Here is a 19,144-nt window from a genome sequence, read left to right as displayed (position 1 = left end):
GACGAAACGCTGGCCCCCAATGTAGCGCGAAGCCGGCGCCGCGACAGCGCCGGACCTTCATTGGGCTTGCCCTTCGCGGCCCGCGGGGCCAAAAGGCCGCGCCCCCGGCCTGCGGGGGCCGGATTCGCATGTTGCGATTCGTCCCGATGCCAAGGAGAGACGCCGGTGATTACGCGACGTTCCCTTTTCGCCGCCGGCGGCGGAGCGCTGTTCCTTTCGGCCTGCCAGCCGGGCGTGACGCTGGATGGCCGCTTCCCGATCATGGACGTGCTGGGCACGCAGTCGGACGTCTCGGAGTTCCGCTCGGCGCTGCGCAGCGCCGGTCTGGACGACGTGCTGGCCGGCCCGGGGCCCTTCACGGTCTTTGCGCCGACCAACCTCGCCTGGTCCGCCGCCAGCCCGGCTTTCCGCAACGGCGGCGCAGCCTCGCTGCGCAACCTGATCGCCGGCGGCCGGCTGCGCCTGGCGGACATCCGCGCCCGCAACGGCCGCGTCCGGATGCTGAGCGGCATCGACATCCGCGTGGTCGGCGGCACGCCAGCCGAGCCCCGCATCCAGGCCGCGCGCGCCGGCGGGCCGCCGACGGGCGCCTCTGGCTCGATCCTGCGGCCGGACATCCTGTGCAGCAACGGCGTGGTGCACGTGATCGGCGCGGTGCTCGTGCCGGCCTGAGGCCGGGGCGACAGGCTCAGTTGCTCGCCTGCCGCTGCTGCAGCGCACGCATGACCACCTCGGTGAATTCGGCGTCCGAGACGGGCTGTTGGCCGGTGATCAGCGTGCGGTCGTGAACGACCAGGCTGCGACGGTCGGGGCCGGTGATGACGCGGGCGCCGGCCTGGGCGAGCGCCTCGGTCGGGTAGTACCGCACACGGCCCTGCAGCATCCGTGCCTCCACCGGCCGCTCCTCGGAGGTGGTGAAGGCCGTCATGTGGTAGCCGGCGTAGATCCAGCCAGCAGCGACACGCTGCGCCGCATTCACGTCGCCAGCCGCCATCGCGGCGACGAAGGCGGCAGGATCGGGCAAGGTGGAGAGCAGCGCCGCCGGGCCATGGCAAATGGCGGCCGTGATCTTCCTCGCCTCATGGAATGCCCGCAGTACGGCGCCGAGATCCGCATCGGTCGGCAGGTCCTGCATTGCCGCGTGGCCGCCCGGGACGAAGACGGCGGCGTAGGCGCCGATCCCTTCCGCGCGGATCTCGGCCAGCTTCCGTGGCTGGCGTAGCCCCTCGAGCCCCTGCACGAACCGCTTCGCGTCCTCGAGACGCTCTGCGCTGCCGCCGAAGAACCCGGGGGCTGCGGAGCGCTCGTCCCAGGTGGCGGCGTTGCCCTGCGGATTGGCGAAGACGAGTTCGAACCCGGCTTGCCGCATGGCCTGCGCCGGGATGGCAACCTCGTTGAGGAAGAAGCCGGTGCGGTAGGTCCGGCCATCCTGGAGATCGAGAATTTGCGCGCTCGACACCACGAACAGCACGCGCCCGCGCGGGCCGGGTTGGGCCACGGCAGGCGCCACGATCGCGGCAGTGGCCGCCGCACCGAGAATCTTCGCGAATTCACGCCGCAGCATCGAATGCTCCTTCCGACTGGCGCCGGCGGGACCCGGCGCGAATGAACGCATGCTGGCCGGCTTCGCCGGGCCAAGTCCTGAAGGAGTTCCGAAGAATTGTTTGCGTTCGGCGACAACGGCTAGGATCGAGCCGTTCAGGCGAGAGGCGCATGGCCGAAGCGATTCCCCCCCAGGCAACGGGCCCGATACGGATCGACGGCTTCATCATCGATCCGGCACGCGCCGAATTGCGACAGGAGGGGGGCGGCTACGTGCCGCTTCGGCCCCGCTCATTCGCGGTGCTGGGCCTGCTGGCGGCCAATCTGGGCCGTGTCGTCGGCCGCGATCACCTGCTTGCGGCGGTCTGGAATGACGCAGCCGTCACCGAGGACGCGCTGACCCAGTGCATCGCGGACATTCGGCGCGCGATCGGCGACGAGGAACGCCAGCTGCTGCGCACCATACCGCGGCGCGGATACATGCTTCTCCCCGCGCGCGAGGTTCAGGACGGCACCCTTCCGGCACCGGCGCCCGTCCGCCGCCTGCCCGAGACCCGCTACGCGCGCAGCGGCGACTGCCACATCGCCTACCAGGTCACAGGCGAAGGACCGGTCGACCTGGTCTTCGCGCAAGGCTACGTCACGCACCTCGAGATCGAGTGGGAGGATCCGCGCCCGGCACGGTTCATCGACGGACTTTCCTCCTTCTGCAGGCTCATCCGCTTCGACAAGCGGGGCACCGGTCTCTCCGACCGCGTCGCCGGCCTCGCGACGCTCGAGGAACGGATGGACGACCTGCGCGCGGTGATGGACGCGGCGGGTTCGGAGCGTGCCGTGCTGCTGGGGGCATCGGAGGGCGGGCCGATGAGCCTGCTGTTCTCCGCCACCTGCCCCGAGCGCGTGCGATCGCTGATCCTCTGTGGCGCCTTCGCCCGCATTGCCGCGGCGCCGGACCACCCTTGGGGCCGGACCCCGGAGCAATTGGCGAACATCCTGCGCATGATCGAGCAGAAGTGGGGTACGGGGCACTCGGTCGATGCTTACTCGCCGAGCCTTGCGGCCGATCCGGCCTACCGCGATTGGCGCGGAAGGATGGATCGTGCGGGGGCAAGCCCCGGTGCGGCGCTTTCCCTCCTGCGCATGAACTTCGGGATAGACGTCCGACACATCCTGCCCACCATCGCCGTGCCCACCCTTGTCCTGCATCGTGCGCGGGACAATGCGATCGACGTCGAGCACGGACGTCATCTGGCCCGGTCCATCCCCGGGGCCCGATATGTCGAACTGGCAGGGCGCGACCACCCGCCCTGGACGGGCGATACCGATGCCGTCGTCGCAGCAATTCGGGATTTCGTGGTTGCCTCGCATCCCTTGCCGGAACCGGATCGTGTCGTGGCGACGGTCCTCGCTGCGGTCCCGGGCGTCGACATGGCGGCGGTATCGGAGGCGTTTCGCGCGATCTTCCGCCGGGAGGTCGCGCTGCACCGCGGACGTGAGGCGGAGACGCGGGGGCCTGGATGCATGGCGGTCTTCGACGGCCCGGCCCGGGCGGTGCGCTGCGGCCATGCCATCATCGCCGCGGCGCGTGCTTCGGGGGCCGATGCCCACATCGGCGTGCATACCGGCGAATGCGAACGGGTCGGGCCGTCGATCCGCGGCATCGCGATGCACCTGGCCGGGCGGATCGCGGAGGTGGCGAGGCCGGGAGAGGTCCTGGTATCCTCGACCATCCGGGACCTCGTGGCGGGCTCCGGACTGTCCTTCGCGCCGCGCAGCGAGCGGGCCTTCTCCGGCCTGCCGGGGCGGTGGACCCTGTTGACCGCTTCCTAGGCCTGGGGCGGGCCGCCCCGCTTCCAGGTCAGCACCAGCACGTCCCGGCAGGACGGCAGCGACGGGTCGGCCGGCGCCACGGGCGTGACGCCATGCTTCACCCGCGGATCGTCCACCAGCGCCGTGTCCAGCGGATCCCGCAGCACGAACTGGCCGAGGCGGTTGCCGGCATCGTCCTCGATCACCGTCTCCCCGCCCGCCAGGTTGCTGCGCGCGATCATCGCGATCAGCACGAAATCGACGCCGTCGTGATGCACGCCCTCGGGCGTCGGGAAGCCGGGCGCACCGGCGGCGGCCTCGATGCGGAACTGGTGCGCCTCGGCGAACCAGGGATGCGGGCCGTGCAGCGCCTCGGCCATGCCGCGGCCGATGTCGAGCAGCGCGAGGAGCGGCGCCGAGGCCCCGACCGCGTCCTCGATCGGCGCGAACCAGCGGTCGACCCCGCCGTTCAGCGCATTGTGCACCACGGCCTGGAAATGCGGCCGTTGCACGCCCCGCACATGGCCGGGCAGGCCCGGCTCGGCGGCGAAATTGGCGATGCGGCGGCGGCGGTAGCGCCCGCCGTCCCGCATGAAGGCATCGGTCTCCAGCCGGTCCCAGGACGCGAAGAAGGACGCGAGCAGGCCGGGCTCGCCGCCCGCGCCCATCAGCGCCGCCATCTGCGCACCCGGCACACGCGCGAAGCCCCGCGCGGCAAGCTCGGCCAGCGGGCCCGCGGGCGCGGTCACGGCGTCTTCGCCTCGCCGATCGGCGCCACGTCCCCGGTCATGCCGGCCAGCACCTCCGCCACGTGGCGCACCTGCACGGCGCTGCCCTCGCGCTTCAGGCGGCCGGCCATGTTGAGCAGGCAGCCGAGGTCCCCGGCCAGCAGCGTGCCGGCGCCGGTTGCCGCGATGTCGCGGCACTTGTCTGTCACCATGCGCGTCGAGATGTCGGGATACTTCACGCAGAAGGTGCCGCCGAAGCCGCAGCAGATCTCGGGCTCGGCCATCTCGGCCAGCGCCAGCCCCTCGACGCCGGCCAGCAGCGCGCGCGGCTGCGCCTTCACGCCCATCTCCCGCAGGCCCGAGCACGAATCATGGTAGGTCACGGTGCCGTCGAAGCGGGCCGCGACCTTCTCCATCCCCATCACGTCGCGCAGGAAGGAGACGAGTTCGTGCGTGCGACCGGCCAGGTCCTCGGCCTTCGCGCGGTAGCCGGGGTCGTCCTCGAACAGGGACGGGTAGTGGTGCGCCAGCATCCCCGCGCAGGAGCCCGACGGCGCCACCACGTGGTCGTACCCCGCGAAGGCGTCGATCACCTGGCGCGCCAGGTCGCGCGCCGTCGTGCGGTCGCCCGTGTTGAAGGCCGGCTGCCCGCAGCAGGTCTGCACCGGCGGCACCTCGACGAGGCAGCCGGCTTCCTCCAGCAGACGGATCGCGGCGAAGCCGACCGTGGGCCGATAGAGATCGACCAGGCAGGTGACGAACAGCGCGACGCGCGGCTTGGATGCGGACATGGCACGGGAGAATAGGGAGCCGCCCGCCGCCCGCACAGCCCCCGTTGCACGCCGGTCTGCCCCGCGCGGCGGTCAGTTCAGGCGCTGGCGCAACTCCGCCGCCAGCGCGCGGATGCGCGCCGCCGCCTCGCCCTCGGGCGCCAGGACCAGGAAGCGGTCGAAGCAGGACAGCGCGGCGCCGATGCGCTCCAGCCGCTGGTTCATCAGCCCGGCCTCCCGCCACAGGGCGGCGGCATCGGGCGCCAGGCGCAGCATGTCCTCGGTGCAGGCCAGCGCGGCCGGCAACGCGCCCGCCTTCAGTCGGCGCAGCTTGATGTTGTTCTGCAGCCGAAGCAGCACCTCCCGCTTGCCCATCGGCCGCAGGAGGCCGGGGCGAAGCTCCGCCGCGTCCCCCTCCATCCGCTTCAGCAGGCCGCGCAGCGCCGGCGCCTCCAGCCGCTGCCCGCCGGCGAAGACGTCCAGCACCATCTGCTCCCGCCCCCCTTCCAGGGCCAGCAGGAAGTGCCCCGGGAAATCCACGCCGTGCGCACCCCAGCCCGCCGCCTCGGCGGCATGCAGCCAGAGCAGGCCGAGCGCGACCGGCAACCCGCGCCGGCGGTTCAGTACATGGATCAGGTTGGCATTGGCGAGGTCGTCATAGGTCTCGGCGTCGCCGGCGAAGCCGAAGCGGTCGTGGATCACGGCGGCGAGTACGCCGCGCCGCGCCTCGAGGTCGCCGTCATCAGCGGCGGGGGCGGCCGCCGCCGCCGCGACCGCCGCCCGGGCCAGGTCGGTCAGCGTGGCCGCCGCCGCGCGCCAGTCGGCGCCGGGCGCATCGACGCGCGCGAATTGCAGGGCGGTGCCGGCCAGGTCGATCTCGGCATCCGGCAATTGGCCCGCGGCGTCGATCGCGGCGCGGGCCTCGTCCTCGGGGGGCAGGGGCATGCGCGCAGTCTCGCGGCGGCGGCGCGCGGCATCAAGGCGGCTTGGCGGGCCGCGGGCGTCGCGGGCTTTCCGGCTTCCGGCGTGCTTGCACTTCGGCAACACTGCCATGTGGGCGGCGGCTCCGCCGGCACCACCGACCACGGAGGACCGCATGCGCCGCATCGCCCACGCCCTTACCGCCGCCGCCGCCCTGGGCCTGCTCGCCCTGGCCGGCTGCGGCAGCGCGGCATCCGACTCCGCGGCACTGGCGGGGGAGGCGCGGCCGCCGGCCTATCCCGGCGGCATCACCCTCGCCTCCGAGCCGGCCGGGGCAGCCTGCGTGCTGACCAATGCCGCCACCCAAGCCCGCATCGGCACGGTCACGACCCCTGCGACGGTCCCACTGGCGCGCAGCAATGACATCGTCGAGGCGCGGTGCTCTGCCGCCGGCCGGATGGAGACGACCGCCCTGCTCCGGCCGGTGCGCGACTTCGCCGAGGGCATCCACCACCCGCAGCCGACCGGCCCGACCGCCATGGCGCAGATCGCGACCGTGCTGCGCACCGGCTCGACCCGCCGCTACAACGACACGACGGTCCACCTGCCGCCGGCGGCCTTCGCCTCGGCCACGGCGCGCGACGCGTGGTTCGCCGACCGCGCCGACCAGATGCGGCGCGCCGCCGCCCCCGCGATCGCGCGCGCCGAGCGCGCCCCGCAGGCGACGATCGACAGCGCCGAGACGCTGCGCCGCTACCTCGCCGAGGATCTGGCGCGGCTCGACGCGCAGAAGGCGGCCGCGACGATCGAGGCCCCGGCGGCCCCGCGCCGCCGCTGACGAGCCCACGCCCCGCGAACGCGAAAACCTCCCGGATGGCGCCATCCGGGCGGTTTCCTCATGGCGATGCGCGCGCGCCGAGCCGCCGCAGGGTCAGGCGGCGTCCTCGCGCCGGTCGCGCGGCTTCACGTAGGCGAGCGCCGCATGTTCCGTGCAGTACGGCTTGCCGGCCATCGGATCGGCGCCGCAGAAATGGAAGCCCGGCGTTCCCGGCTCGCCGAGCGGCCAGCAGCAGCTCCGCGCGCCCATGCGCGGCCGCGCGGCGGGGAAGCTGCGCACCACCGGCGCCACGGCCACGGGTGCCGGGGCAGGCGCCGCCGCCGGCCGCGGCGGCGGCGCGGAAACCAGGCGCTGCATCGGCACCAGCGCGGGGCGCGCCGGGCGTGCCGCCGGCGCGGGGCGCGGCGTCGCGTCGCGCCGGATAGGGCTCGGCCGCGCCGACAGGTTCAGCCTGTGCGCCTTGCCGACCACCGCATTCTTCGAGATGCCCATCCGCCGGCCGATCTCGGCCGTGGAGTGCCCTTCCGTCCAGAGCGCCTTCAGGCGCTCGATCGCTTCGGCCGTCCAGTCCATCTGTTGGATCCCCCGGTGTCCCCCGACACAAGATACGGTAGGGCAGACCCCGGGCGGGACACAAGTTCTGCGATGCACCGGCCGGCAAATTCCTGTGGACAATCCCTGTGCCGGGCACTGGCTTGCAATTTGAAAGCTTTTCGCCTCCGATACCGGGAACCGCCGGGGAGCCCGCGCCATGCGCCCGACCGACTTCGCCCGCATGCGCTGCCCGGTGGCGCGCGCCATGGCCGTGCTGGGGGAACGCTGGGCCATCCTCATCCTGCGCGAGGCCTTCGCCGGCACCACCCGCTTCGACGCCTTCGCGCGCAACCTCGGCATCGCGCCCAACATCCTCTCCGCCCGCCTCGGCGCCCTGGTCCGCCACGGCCTGCTGGACCGCGTGCCGGAGGGCGGCCGCCACGCCTACCGGCTGACCGCGCGCGGGCGCGACGCCTTCCCGCTCTACCTCGCGATCCGTGACTGGGGCGCGCGCCACTTCTCGGGGCCGGAAGGCCCGCCCACCGTGATGCTCGACGCCGCGACCGGCGCGCCGGTCCAGGCCCCCGTGCCGTGCCGCGCGGACGGCACGCCGATCGGGCCCGAGGATGTCCGCATCCTCCCCGGACCCGGCGCCAACGGCGCCATCCGCCGCCGCTTCGGCGCCGAGGCCGGGCATGGCTGAGCCCGCCCCGCCATCGCGCCTCGGCCGCATCCTCGCACTCGCCGCGCCGACCACGCTGCTCGCCGGGACGCAGGTGGCGGCGCAGCTGATCGAGCCATGGCTTGCCGCCCGGCAGGGCACGCTCGCGCTGGCCGGCTGGGCGGTGGTGCTGCCCTTCGCCCTCCTGCTGAGCCAGATGTCGGCAGGTGCGATGGGCGGCGGCGTGGTCTCGGCCATCGCCCGCGCGCTCGGCGCCGGCAATCGGGACGAGGCGGCCGACCTCGCCACCCATGCGCTGGTCATCGCCTGCGCCGGGGCTTTGCTGTTCGCCGTGCCGCTCGCGGTGTTTCCGCACCAGGTGCTCGGCCTGATCGGCGGCGAGGGCGCGGCGGGCGCGGCGGCCGCCTATTCCGCCTGGATGTTCGGCGCCGGCGCGCTGCCGGCCTGGCTCGCGAACACCCTGGCCTCGATCCTGCGGGGCGGCGGGCGGCATGCGCTGGCGGCGCGCGGGGTGGTGGGCGGCTGGATCGCCTACCCGCCGCTCGCCTGGCTGCTGATGGAACCCCTCGGCATGGGGCTGGCGGGCGCAGGCCTTGCCTTCGCCATCGCCATGTGGGGCGCGGCGGCGGCGATGGCGGCGGTGGTCATGCGGGGCGGCGCGGGCTTCACGCCGCACCTTCGGGCGGACCTGCGCTGGCCGCTGTTCCGGCGCATCCTCTCGGTCGGGCTGGTCGCCTGCGCCATGGCGACGATCGCGAACCTCGCGACCATCCTGGTCACGGCGCGCGTCGCGGCGCATGGCGCGGCGGCGGTGGCGGGCTACGGCATCTCGGCGCGCATGGAATTCCTGATGATCCCGCTCGCCTTCGGCGTCGGCTCGGCGCTGACGGCGCTGGTCGGCCGGGCGGTCGGGCAGCGCGACTGGGCGGAAGCGCGGCGCATCGCCTGGACCGGGGCGGGGCTCGCCTTCGCCGTCTCGGCCGCGGTCGGCGTGCCGGTCGCGCTGTTCCCGGCCGCGACCGCCGCCGCCTTCACGGCGGACCCGGCCGTGCAGGCCGTGGCGGCCGAGGCACTGGCCATCATCGGCTGGGCACTGCCGGGCTTCGGCGTCGGCATGGCGCTCTATTTCGCGGCGATGGGCGCGGGGCGCATGGCCTGGCCGGTGGCGGCGGGGCTGGCGCGGATCGGGCTGGCGGTGGGCGGCGGCTGGCTGCTGGCGGATGTGGCGGGGTTCGGGCTGGCGGGGCAGTTCGTGGCGGTGGCGCTAGGCGTCACGGCCTATGGGGCGATCTGCGCGGCGGCGGTCAGGCCCGGGGTGTGGCCAGGGCGTTGAGGGGCGCCGACCCTCCGGATCTCCCCGCCGAGGGCCGAAAGGCCCTGCGGTCCCAGACGGGCGGGTCCGGGAGGGCGGCGCCTCACGCCGGCATCGGCACCCGTGCGGCCAACGGATCGATCAGCCCCTCGATCGCCGCCGGCTCCTCCCATTCCAGTCGGATCGTCACCACCGTGACGCGGTTGCGGAAGGCCGGCGGGATGCGGACGAAGTCCTTGCGTGTCGTGACCGGCGTGGCGCGCAGGCTCTCCGCCTCCGCCAGCAGGTCGCGCATGTCGCCTTCGTCGAAGGGGTAGTGGTCGGCATAGGCCTGGCGGCCGGCCAGGAACGCGCCGGCTTCCTGCAGGGTCGCGAAGAACTTGCGGGGGTTGGCGATGCCGCAGAAGGCGAAGACCGGCTGGCCGGCCAGCAGTTCGGCCTCCGGCCCCGGCTTCAGGCTGGCGCGCAGCACCGGCAGGCCGGGCGGCAGCTGCGCCAGCGCGCCGGTCTCGTCCTCCCCGATCAGCACGGCGGCGCGGCAGCGCTCGGCGGCCTTGGCCACCGGCTCCCGCAGCGGTCCGGCCGGGATCACGCGGCCATTGCCGAAGCCGTAGTTGCCGTCGATGACCAGCAGCGAGAGGTCCTTCTCGAGCGTCGGGTTCTGCAGCCCGTCATCCATCACGATGGCCTGCGCGCCAGCGGCGATCGCGGCCTTGGCGCCGGCGGCGCGGTCGGCCGCCACCCAGGTGGGGCGCTCGGCCGCCAGCAGCAGCGCCTCGTCGCCGACCGCGGTGCTGTCGTGCTTGGCCGGATCCACGCGCACCGGCCCCTTGAGCCGCCCGCCGTAGCCGCGCAGCAGGAAATGCGCGCCGATCCCCCGGTTGCCCAGCCGGCGGCCGATGTCGAGCGCGAGCGTCGTCTTGCCGGCGCCGCCCGCGGTCGCATTGCCGCAGCAGATCACGGGCACCGGCGCCTGCCAGCCGGCGCGCGACATCCGCCGCGCCGTCGCGGCGGCATAGAGGGCGGAGACGGGCGAGAGCAGGATGGGCGCAAGCCCCCCGCCGCCGCCGCTCCAGAACTCGGGAGCGCGCATCAGTCCGACCCGTCCACCTTCCTCGACACGGGCGGCCCGGACGTTTCCGGTGCCGCCGCCACGCAACCGCCAGCCCCGACGGCATCCGCCGGCGGGGCGGGCAACAGGGCCAGGATCGCCTCCGCGACCCGGTCCGGCAACCCGGCCTCGTCGGCCGCAACGCGGAGGGCGGCCCCGGCCTGACCCTGCCCCCGACCGGGACTCGTTAGCATGGCGGAAACCGCCTCGGCCAGCGCCCCGGCCGGGTCCTCCCCCGGGACCACCCGCGTAAGCCCGCCGGCGGCCTCAAGCCGCGCCACGATCTCAGCGAAATTCCACGTGTGCGGGCCGGCCAGCACCGGGCATCCGAGGCGGGCGGGCTCCAGCGGGTTCTGCCCGCCATGCGGCACCAGCGAGCCGCCGATGAAGGCAACTGCCGCAACGCGGTAGAACAGGCCGAGTTCGCCCAGCGTGTCGGCCACGTAGAGGGCGACGTCCGGGTCTGGCTCCCTGCCCTCGGCGCGGCGGGCGACAGGCAGGTCGCCGGCCAGCGCCGCGACCTCCGGCCCGCGGTCCGGATGGCGCGGGACGATCACCGTCAGAAGGCCGGGATGCAGGGCGGCCAGGCGGCGGTGGGCGGCGATCGCCACCGCCTCCTCCCCCGGATGGGTGCTGGCGGCGAGCCAGATGGGGCGGCCGGCGGTCAGCGCGCGGAGCCGCGCGAGATCCGCGCCGTCGGCCGGCAATGGCGGCGCGGCGTATTTCAGGTTGCCCGGGCAGGTCGCCGCGGCGCCGAGCGCACGCAGGCGCGCGGCATCGGCCTCGCTCTGCGCCAGGACCAGGCGGAAGCGCGCCAGCACGCCCCGCGCGAAGCCCGGCGCGCGCGCCCACCAGCGGGCAGAGCGCACCGACATCCGCGCATTGACGAGGCAGAGCGGGACGCCGCGCCGGGCCGCGGCGGCGATCAGGTTGGGCCAGAGCTCGGATTCGACGAAGACCGCCGCGTCCGGCCGCCAGCCATCGAGGAAGCGTGCCACCCAGCGCGGCACGTCGAGCGGCACGAAGCGGTGCAGGACCCGCCCCGCGAGCCCGGGCGGGATGCGCCGCGCCAGCAGCGTGGCCGAGGTCACGGTGCCCGTGGTCACCAGGACAGAGAGCCCCGGGTCCCGCGCCGCCAGCGGTCCGAGCAGCGGCAGGATCGACAGCGTTTCGCCGACGCTGGCCGCATGAAGCCACAGGAGGCGACCGGGCGGGCGCGCGGCGCCGTGGCCGAAGCGTTCCGGGATGCGCTCCGGGATCTCCTTGCCGCGCGCGGCGCGGCGGCGGAGGTGCAGGCGCAACACCGGCGCCAGCAGGGCGGCGGTCCAGCGCCAGAGGGGCGCGGCGAGGCTCATGCCGCCAGCGCATCCGCCTGCGCGCAGGCGGCCGTCAGCGCCGCCGCGATCGCGGGCAGCGCGGCCTCGGCACCGTCCCGCGGCACGGCGATGGGCGCCGCCATGACGGCGACGCCGCGGCCGAAGGGCAGCGGGAAGCGCATCCGGTCCCACGACCGCGCGAGCCGCATGCGGGACGAGGCGACGGCGCAGGGCAGCACCGGCACGCCGGTCAGCGCGGCAAGCTGCGCGACCCCCGGCGCCGCGACCCGGGTCGGCCCGCGCGGCCCGTCCGGCGTGATCACCGCGACGCCGCCATCGGCCAGAATGCGCGCGAGCCCCCGGAGCCCAGCCGCCCCCCCGCGCGAGGAGGAGGCATGCACCACGTCGATGCCGAACGGCCGGACCGCGGTCGCGATCAGCCGCCCGTCCCGGTGGCGCGAGATCAGCACCTGCGCACGCCGCCCGCCCGGCTGCGCCACGCGGCGCGCCAGCAGGCGCCAGCCGAGCGCCGCGAGCGGCAGGCGTTCGTGCCAGAAGGCCAGGATCATGGGCCGGTCGCCGAAGGCCCGCGCATGCTCCTCCCCCACCAGGGTCCAGCGCGTGGTGGCCCACACCAGGCGGAGATACAGCGCGATGGCGCGCGCCAGCAGCCCCTGCACGGCGGGATGGCGGATCAGGCGTTTCGCCATGCGGGGCGGCAGGACAGGACGGGCACCATCGCGCCGTAGCATGGCCGCGCCCGCGGGCGAAGCCGGGCGCCCCGGCCGCCCCCGCGGGGGCGTGGCGAAGCGCCGGGCTTCCGCTTAGTGTGGTCGGAAGTCGAGGCAGCACGAGGTTCCGGCGGCATGGCGTGGTGGAAGAACGGTTCGGCGCGGGCGGGCCTGCGGACCCCGGCGATGGCCTGCGCGGCGGCGATGGCGCTGCTCGCGGCCTGCGACGAGGCGCCGCGCCCGCCCGAGCAATCCGCCGCGCCGCCGGCGGTCTTCGTCGCGCGCGTGGAACGCCAGCCGATCGCGCAGGGCGCCGAGTTCATCGGCCGAGTCGAGGCGATCGACAAGGTCGAGGTGCGCGCGCGCATCACCGGCTTCCTCCAGGCCCGCCACTTCAACGAGGGCGACCAGGTGAAGGCGGGCGACCCGCTCTTCACCATCGAGCAGGCGCCCTTCGCCGCCGAGGTCGCGCTGCGCCAGGCGCAGGTGGAACGCGCCGAGGCCGAACTGCGCAACGCGACGCTGCAGGTCGAGCGCGGGCGCGAGCTGGTCCGCACGAACAACATCCCGCAGAGCACGCTCGACGAGCGCATCGCCGCGGAGGGCCAGGCCAAGGGGGAGCTGGGCGCGGCGCAGGCGCAGCTCGAGCAGGCGCGCATCCAGTACGGCTACACCGAGATCCGCGCCGTGTTCGACGGGCGCGCGGGCCGCTCCCCGCTCAGCCCGGGCAACGTGGTGGGGCCGGACACGGGCGTGCTCGTGACGGTCGTGCGCGACGACCCGATCCGCGTTTCCTTTCCCGTGACGCAGCGCGAACTGCTGCGGGTGCGCCGCGCCGGCGGCGCCGGCGGCGACCGTGTGCAGGTGCTGGTCCGCCTGCCGGACGGGACGATGCTCGAACAGGTCGGGCGGCTGGAGTTCCTCGACGTCACGGCCAACCGATCGACCGATTCCGTCATGGTCCAGGCGGTGATGCCGAACCCGAACCGGCTGCTCATCGACGGCCAGGCGGTGACCGTGGTCGTGCGCGAGGCGGAGCCCCAGCAGGCGATCGTCATTCCGCAATCGGCGATCCAGATCGACCAGCAGGGGCCATTCGTGCTGGTCGTCGGCGCCGAGAACAAGGTCGAGGTGAAGCGCATCCGCAGCGCGCCGGGCCCGGCGGGCGGGGTCGTCGTCACCGAGGGGCTCGAGGTCGGGGCGCTCGTCATCACCGAGGGGTCGCAGCGCGCGCGCCCCGGCCAGCCGGTCACGCCGCGCCCGCAGCAGGCGTCGCCCGCCGGCGCCGCGCCGGCCAGCCCCGCACGCGGCGGCTGAGCCCATGATCAGCAAGGTCTTTGTCGACCGGCCGCGGCTCGCGGTCGTCATCGCGATCGTCATGACCATCGCGGGGCTGGTGTCGCTGCGGCAGATCCCGGTCGCGCAGTTCCCGGACATCGTGCCACCGCAGGTCTCGGTCACCGCGTTCTTCCCCGGCGCCTCGGCCGAGGTGGTCGAGGCGACGATCGCCCAGCCGATCGAGAGCCAAGTCAACGGGGTGGACGACATGATCTACATGCGCTCCACCAGCGGCAACGACGGGTCGTACAACCTCACCATCTCCTTCCGCGTCGGCACCAACCCCGACCAGAACACGACGAACGTGAACAACCGCGTGCAGCTGGCCCTGGCCCAGCTGCCCGAGGAGGTGCAGCGCCAGGGGCTGACCGTCCGCAAGAAATCCTCGGCCATGCTGCAGGTGATCACGCTGCGGTCGACAAGCGGGGCGCAGGACACGCTGTTCCTGTCGAACTACGCGACGATCAACATCCTGGACGTGCTCAAGCGCGTGCCCGGCGTGGGCGACGTGGCCATGTTCGGCGCGCGCGACTATGCCATGCGCATCTGGTTCGAGACAGACCGCCTGACCGCGCTGAGCCTCACGCCGGCCGACATCGTGAACGCCATCCGCGCGCAGAACCAGGTGGCGCCGCTCGGGCGCGTCGGCGCGCAGCCGGCGTCGGACGACACCTCCTACCAGCTCAACATCCGCACCACCGGCCGGCTCGCGGATGTCGAGGAGTTCGGCAACATCCTGGTGCGCGCGAACCCCGACGGCAGCGTGCTGCGCGTGCGCGACGTGGCGCGCATCGAGCTTGGCGCCTGGAACCAGGACCAGGCGATGACGCTGAACGGCCAGCCTGCCGTCGGCATCCAGATCTACCTGGCGCCCGGGGCGAACGCGGTGGGCACGGCCGAGGCGGTGTCGCGCACCATGGCCGGGCTCGCCGCGCGCTTCCCCGAGGGCATGGAATACGCCGTCACCTACGACACCACGACCTTCGTCAACCTGACCATCGAGGTGGTGATCCACACGCTGATCGAGGCGTTCGTGCTGGTCGTGCTGGTGGTCTTCCTGTTCCTCGGCTCGCTCCGCGCGACGCTCATTCCGCTGATCGCCGTGCCCGTCAGCCTGATCGCGACCTTCGTCGTGATGAACGCGATGGGCTATTCGGCCAACACCGTCTCCCTGCTCGCAATGGTGCTCGCCATCGGCATCGTGGTCGACGACGCCATCGTGGTGGTCGAGGCGGTGGAGGCGAAGATGGAGGAGGACCATTCGCTGTCGGTCGCGGATGCGACCAAGGCGGCGATGGAGGGGATCACGGCCCCGATCATCGCCATCACGCTGGTGCTGCTCTCGGTCTTCGTGCCGCTGGCCTTCATTCCTGGCATTTCGGGCGAGCTGTTCCGCCAGTTCGCGGTGGTCGTCTCGGTGGGGATGTTCTTCTCGGCGATCAATGCGCTGACGCTGTCGCCCGCGCTGTGCTCGGTGCTGCTGTCGGCGCATCACGGGCCGCGCAAGGGGATCATGGGGCGGATCTCGCGCGGGATCGACTTCGTGCGGGACGGCTATGCGGCGGGGGTGGCGCGGCTGGTGCGCGTCGCGGTGGTCTCGATCGCGCTGCTTGCGCTTTTCGCCGCGGGCATCATCGGCGCGGGGTCCCGCACGCCGACGGGCTTCCTGCCGCAGGAGGATCAGGGCGCCTTCTTCGGGGAGGTGGCGTTGCCCGACGGCGCCTCGCTGAACCGCACGCGCGAGATCGCCGAGCAGGTCGGCGCCACGATCCGCGGGATCGCGGGCGTCGAGGACGTGATGGTGATCAGCGGCTATTCGCTGCTCTCGGGCCTCGCGCAGTCGAACTCGGCCATCATCATCGCGACGCTGAAGCCCTTCGCGGAACGCTCCGCGCCCGGCCTCGACGTCAATTCCCTGATCGCGCAGACCATCGCGCGCACCAACGACGTCCCGGCCCGCGTCATCCCCTTCAACCTGCCGCCGATCCAGGGCCTCGGCACCGCGGGCGGCTTCGAGTTCCAGCTGCAGAACCTGGAAGGGCGGCCGATCCCCGAGATGGCGGGCGTCATGCGCGCCCTGGTGCTGGCCGCCAACCAGGACCCGGCGCTGACGCGCGTCTTCTCGACCTTCGCGGCCTCGACGCCGTCGGTGTTCCTCGAGATCGACCGCGACCGCGCGCAGGTTCTGGGCGTGTCGCTCAACGACATCTTCCAGGCTCTCTCGACCGCGATGGGCGGAGCCTACGTCAACGACTTCAACCTGTTCGGCCGCACCTGGAAGGTGAGCCTGCAGGCCGAGCAGGCCGACCGCGCCGGCATCCCCGACATCTACCGCGTGCATGTGCGTAACCGCGACGGGGAGATGGTGCCGCTGCGGGCACTGGCCGACGCGCGGATCGAGTTCGGGCCGCAATCCATCATCCGCTACAACAACGTCCGCAGCCTGACGATCAACGGGGAGCCCGCCCCGGGCCGGTCGTCCGGCGACGGGCTCGCGGCGATGGAGCGGGTCGCGGCGGCCACGCTGCCGGCCGGCTATTCCTTCGAATGGACCGGCACGGCGTTCCAGGAGAAGGCGGCGGCGGGCCAGACCGGCACGATCCTGGCGCTCGCCGTGCTGTTCGCCTTCCTGTTCCTGGTCGGGCTCTATGAATCCTGGACGATCCCGGTGCCGGTGCTGCTCTCGGTGTCGGTGGGCGTGCTGGGGGCCATCGTCTCGATCGGGCCGGCGGGCCTCGCGCTCGACCTCTACGCCCAGGTCGGCATCGTCGTGCTGATCGCGCTCGCGGCCAAGAACGGCATCCTGATCATCGAATTCGCCAAGGAGCAGCGGGAACACCACGGCAAGTCCATAGCCGAGGCCGCGACGCTCGGCGCGAAGCTGCGCTTCCGCGCGGTCATGATGACCTCCTTCGCCTTCATCCTCGGCCTCTTTCCGCTGGTGGTGGCCGAGGGTGCGTCCGAGATCAGCCGCCGCGCGGTCGGCACGCCCGTGTTCTGGGGCATGATCGCCGCGTCCTCGATCGGGATATTCATGATCCCGATGCTCTACGTCGTGTTCCAGACGCTGCGCGAGAGGCTGAAGGCGAGGCTGTTCGGCCGTGGCGCCGCGCCGGCCGAGGGCGGTGCTGCGCCGCACGCTTGACCCGGCGCGGGCGCTGCACGATCTCTGCTACAACCAGGGGGGCCTTCCGCCCCCCCCTTCCCTATGGAGACCCCCCTATGGGTGACATGACCAAGCCCGTCTCCGACGACACCTTCAAGCAGGATGTCCTGGAGGCGCCGGGACCGGTGCTGGTGGATTTCTGGGCGGAGTGGTGCGGCCCCTGCAAGATGGTCGCGCCGATCCTCGATGAACTCGCTGGCGAGTTCGCCGGCAAGCTCACGGTCGCCAAGGTGAACATCGACGACAACCCGATGACGCCCAACGAATACGCCGTGCGCGGCATCCCGACGCTGATCCTCTTCAAGGACGGCAAGCCGGTCGAGACCAAGGTCGGCGCCATGCCGAAGGGCGCGCTGAAGGCCTGGATCTCGGGCGCGATCGGGGAGTGAACCCCGGCCGGGCGCGCCTCACGCGCCCGGGCCGGACGGCGGCGCGGCGCAGGCCGCGACCACCAGGCGCAGCATCCCCTCCGCGGCGGCGAGCGCATCGGGCTCCGGCCAGAGCTTCGCCCCCGCCCCCTCCGCCCTGAGCGCGGCGAAGCCGTGCACCGCCGCCCAGGCGAGGCCGAGACGGTCGCGCAGGGCCGCCTCGGGCACGCTGGGATGGAGGGCGGCCATCGCCTCCCGCAGCGGCGCGAAGGCCGCCTGGCGCGCCGCCTGCAGCGCGGGGTCGCCGTCATCCTTCGGCGCGGTGCCGAACATCATGCGGAAATGGGCTGGGTTGGCCGCGGCGAAGGCGATGTAGCCGCGCCCGCACGCCAGCAGCGGATGGCCGGGATCGGCCTCGACATGCCGGCGCATGGTCGCGGCCAGCCTTTCGTTGCCCTCGGCGACGAAGGCGGTGAGCAGCCCGGCCAGGTCCTGGAAATGCGGCGTGGCGGCGGAATGGGAGACGCCGGCGCGGCGCGCGGCGGCGCGCAACGTCATGCCATGCGGGCCGGACTCGCGCAGGATCTCGGCCACGGCGTCGAGCAGGGCGCGGCGGAGCGCCCCGTGATGGTGGCGGCCTTCGGGCTTGCGGGCGACGGGCATCACCACAGCCTGACCCTTTGGCCCAAACTTGACAATGGTCAGTCTGATCGACATCTTGCCAATGGTCAGATCAAGGGCGCGCCATGCATCCCGAGGCCATCTTCACCGCCGCCAGCAGCCTCGCCACGGCGGGATGGCTCGCGCTGCTGCTGTTCCCGCGCCGGCGCTGGGCACATTGGCATCTGGCGGGCGTCGGCATCCCGGCGCTGCTGTCGCTGCTCTATGTCGTGCTGCTGGCCATGCATGCGCCGGGCGCCGAGGGCGGCTTCTCGACGCTCGCCGGCGTGCGCGCCCTGTTCGCGCGGGATGGGCTGCTGCTGGCGGGCTGGGTGCACTACCTCGCCTTCGACCTGTTCCTCGGGGCCTGGATGTGCCGCCGGGCAACGGCCGAGGGCCTGTCGCCGTGGCGGCTCTATCCGGCACTGCCGCTGACCTTCCTCGCGGGGCCGGCGGGGCTGCTCGTCTTCCTCGGCCTGCGCGCCCTGCCGCGGCGCCAGGGGGTCCCCTGATGGGTGCGATCCGGCGGGCCTACGGCGCGATCGAGGGCCGCCAGCGCGGCCTTGCGCGCGCCGGGCTCGGCATGCTTGTCGTGCTGGCCGCCTGCCTGCTGGCCATGGGCCTCGACGGGCGGGAGATCCGCGGCGTGTCGGTCTGGTTGAAGCCGGCAAAGTTCGCGGCGTCGCTCGCGCTCTGGGCCTGGACGCTCGCCTGGTTCTGGCCGGCGCTCGCACCCGAGGCACGCCGGGGGCGCGCGGCGCGGATCATCGTCGCGGGCACGATCGCATTCATGGTGCTCGAGATCTGCTGGATCGCGCTGTCCGCCGCGCTCGGCGTGCCGTCCCATTTCGCGCGCACGCCGCTGGGGGGCGCGATCTACCCGCTGATGGGCGCCGTGGCCGTCATCGGCTGCGCCCTGGCCGCCTGGTTCGGGGTGCTGGTCGCGCTGCGCGGCAATCCGGCCTTGCCCGGCGCGTGGCGGTTCGCCGTCGCGCTGGGCTTCCTGCTGGGCGGGGTCCTGGGCGGGCTGACGGGCGCGGCCATCTCGGGCGCGGACGGACCCTATGTCGACGGCGCCGCCACCGATGCCGGGGGGATCGCGCCGTTCTTCTGGTCGCGCGCCGGCGGCGACCTGCGCGTGGCGCATTTCATCGGCGTGCACGCCATGCAGGCGATCCCTCTGGCCGGCTGGGCCGCGGCGGCGCTGCCGCGGCCGCGCGCCTGGATCCTGGCGGGCGCCGCGCTCTGGGCGGGCCTGACCCTGGCCGCCTTCGTGCAGGCGAGGGCCGGGCTGCCCTTCGCCTGACGGCGCGGCGCG

Annotated in this window: 19 protein-coding genes; 10 read left to right on the top strand and 9 right to left on the bottom strand. The window is 73.5% G+C overall.

Annotated features, from left to right (window positions below; translation table 11 throughout):
* Nucleotides 1–165: 165 nt before the first annotated feature.
* A complete protein-coding gene (locus E8M80_RS12370; protein ID WP_137126007.1) occupies nt 166–672 on the top strand; it encodes a fasciclin domain-containing protein in 507 nt (168 codons plus the stop codon).
* Between the two features lie 16 nt (nt 673–688).
* Here E8M80_RS12370 and E8M80_RS12365 read toward each other — a convergent pair whose 3' ends face one another.
* A complete protein-coding gene (locus E8M80_RS12365) occupies nt 689–1,564 on the bottom strand; it encodes a type 1 glutamine amidotransferase domain-containing protein (protein ID WP_170979367.1) in 876 nt (291 codons plus the stop codon).
* A gap of 149 nt (nt 1,565–1,713) precedes the next feature.
* Here E8M80_RS12365 and E8M80_RS12360 point away from each other — a divergent pair, with 149 nt between their 5' ends.
* A complete protein-coding gene (locus tag E8M80_RS12360; RefSeq protein WP_170979366.1) occupies nt 1,714–3,372 on the top strand; it encodes an alpha/beta fold hydrolase in 1,659 nt (552 codons plus the stop codon).
* On the opposite strand, the gene E8M80_RS12355 is transcribed toward E8M80_RS12360, so the two are convergent.
* From E8M80_RS12355 to E8M80_RS12345, 3 genes are all read right to left on the bottom strand, one after another.
* Nucleotides 3,369–4,100 carry a 2OG-Fe dioxygenase family protein gene (locus E8M80_RS12355; protein ID WP_240790007.1) on the bottom strand — a complete coding sequence of 244 codons (732 nt, stop codon included), beginning with the start codon at nt 4,098–4,100 and terminating at the stop codon, nt 3,369–3,371. The genes E8M80_RS12360 and E8M80_RS12355 overlap by 4 nt on opposite strands.
* On the bottom strand, nt 4,097–4,870 hold the full coding sequence (locus E8M80_RS12350; protein ID WP_137126005.1) for a (Fe-S)-binding protein: 774 nt from the start codon (nt 4,868–4,870) through the stop codon (nt 4,097–4,099). The genes E8M80_RS12355 and E8M80_RS12350 overlap by 4 nt, the downstream gene beginning before the upstream one ends.
* A gap of 72 nt (nt 4,871–4,942) precedes the next feature.
* On the bottom strand, nt 4,943–5,794 hold the full coding sequence (locus E8M80_RS12345) for a SirB1 family protein (RefSeq protein ID WP_137126004.1): 852 nt from the start codon (nt 5,792–5,794) through the stop codon (nt 4,943–4,945).
* 151 nt (nt 5,795–5,945) lie between these two features.
* Between E8M80_RS12345 and E8M80_RS12340 the strand changes: the two genes are divergently transcribed.
* Nucleotides 5,946–6,608, top strand: a complete 663-nt coding sequence (locus E8M80_RS12340) for a hypothetical protein (protein ID WP_137126003.1) — start codon at nt 5,946–5,948, stop codon at nt 6,606–6,608.
* 93 nt (nt 6,609–6,701) lie between these two features.
* Here E8M80_RS12340 and E8M80_RS12335 read toward each other — a convergent pair whose 3' ends face one another.
* Complete coding sequence (locus tag E8M80_RS12335; RefSeq protein ID WP_137126002.1) at nt 6,702–7,181, bottom strand: GcrA family cell cycle regulator; 480 nt, start codon at nt 7,179–7,181, stop codon at nt 6,702–6,704.
* A gap of 178 nt (nt 7,182–7,359) precedes the next feature.
* Between E8M80_RS12335 and E8M80_RS12330 the strand changes: the two genes are divergently transcribed.
* A complete protein-coding gene (locus tag E8M80_RS12330; protein ID WP_137126001.1) occupies nt 7,360–7,845 on the top strand; it encodes a helix-turn-helix domain-containing protein in 486 nt (161 codons plus the stop codon).
* Nucleotides 7,838–9,157, top strand: a complete 1,320-nt coding sequence (locus E8M80_RS12325; protein WP_137126000.1) for an MATE family efflux transporter — start codon at nt 7,838–7,840, stop codon at nt 9,155–9,157. Before E8M80_RS12330 ends, E8M80_RS12325 begins: the two co-directional genes overlap by 8 nt.
* Before the next feature lie 82 nt (nt 9,158–9,239).
* Here the strand turns inward: E8M80_RS12325 and lpxK are convergent, their stop codons facing one another.
* The 3 genes from lpxK to E8M80_RS12310 are packed head-to-tail and all read right to left on the bottom strand — an operon-like array spanning nt 9,240 to nt 12,273.
* A complete protein-coding gene (gene lpxK, locus E8M80_RS12320; RefSeq protein ID WP_137125999.1) occupies nt 9,240–10,229 on the bottom strand; it encodes a tetraacyldisaccharide 4'-kinase in 990 nt (329 codons plus the stop codon).
* A complete protein-coding gene (locus tag E8M80_RS12315; RefSeq protein ID WP_137125998.1) occupies nt 10,229–11,602 on the bottom strand; it encodes a 3-deoxy-D-manno-octulosonic acid transferase in 1,374 nt (457 codons plus the stop codon). Before E8M80_RS12315 ends, lpxK begins: the two co-directional genes overlap by 1 nt.
* The gene (locus E8M80_RS12310) at nt 11,599–12,273 is read right to left on the bottom strand and encodes a lysophospholipid acyltransferase family protein (RefSeq protein WP_137125997.1); all 675 of its coding nucleotides are present in this window, start codon (nt 12,271–12,273) and stop codon (nt 11,599–11,601) included. The genes E8M80_RS12315 and E8M80_RS12310 overlap by 4 nt, the downstream gene beginning before the upstream one ends.
* A gap of 156 nt (nt 12,274–12,429) precedes the next feature.
* On the opposite strand from E8M80_RS12310, the gene E8M80_RS12305 reads away from it, so the two are divergent.
* The 3 genes from E8M80_RS12305 (at nt 12,430) to trxA (ending at nt 17,187) form a co-directional block, all read left to right on the top strand.
* On the top strand, nt 12,430–13,611 hold the full coding sequence (locus tag E8M80_RS12305; protein ID WP_137125996.1) for an efflux RND transporter periplasmic adaptor subunit: 1,182 nt from the start codon (nt 12,430–12,432) through the stop codon (nt 13,609–13,611).
* A 4-nt stretch (nt 13,612–13,615) separates the two neighbouring features.
* Nucleotides 13,616–16,777 (top strand): efflux RND transporter permease subunit, encoded by a 3,162-nt coding sequence (locus tag E8M80_RS12300; protein ID WP_137125995.1) that lies wholly within the window; start codon nt 13,616–13,618, stop codon nt 16,775–16,777.
* Nucleotides 16,778–16,854: 77 nt separating this feature from the next.
* Nucleotides 16,855–17,187 (top strand): thioredoxin TrxA, encoded by a 333-nt coding sequence (trxA, locus tag E8M80_RS12295; protein ID WP_137125994.1) that lies wholly within the window; start codon nt 16,855–16,857, stop codon nt 17,185–17,187.
* Nucleotides 17,188–17,205: 18 nt separating this feature from the next.
* On the opposite strand, the gene E8M80_RS12290 is transcribed toward trxA, so the two are convergent.
* Nucleotides 17,206–17,829, bottom strand: coding sequence for a TetR/AcrR family transcriptional regulator (locus tag E8M80_RS12290; protein ID WP_170979365.1), 624 nt, complete (start codon nt 17,827–17,829; stop codon nt 17,206–17,208).
* Nucleotides 17,830–17,912: 83 nt separating this feature from the next.
* Here E8M80_RS12290 and E8M80_RS12285 point away from each other — a divergent pair, with 83 nt between their 5' ends.
* Nucleotides 17,913–18,338, top strand: coding sequence for an ABA4-like family protein (locus E8M80_RS12285; protein ID WP_137125992.1), 426 nt, complete (start codon nt 17,913–17,915; stop codon nt 18,336–18,338).
* A complete protein-coding gene (locus E8M80_RS12280) occupies nt 18,338–19,132 on the top strand; it encodes a hypothetical protein (RefSeq protein ID WP_137125991.1) in 795 nt (264 codons plus the stop codon). Before E8M80_RS12285 ends, E8M80_RS12280 begins: the two co-directional genes overlap by 1 nt.
* Nucleotides 19,133–19,144: the final 12 nt, after the last annotated feature.

It is taken from the genome of Roseomonas sp. HF4, from assembly GCF_005222755.1.
GTDB lineage: Bacteria > Pseudomonadota > Alphaproteobacteria > Acetobacterales > Acetobacteraceae > Neoroseomonas.
Note: the sequence above shows the minus strand (reverse complement) of the source record. Positions and strands in the feature narration are given on the sequence as shown.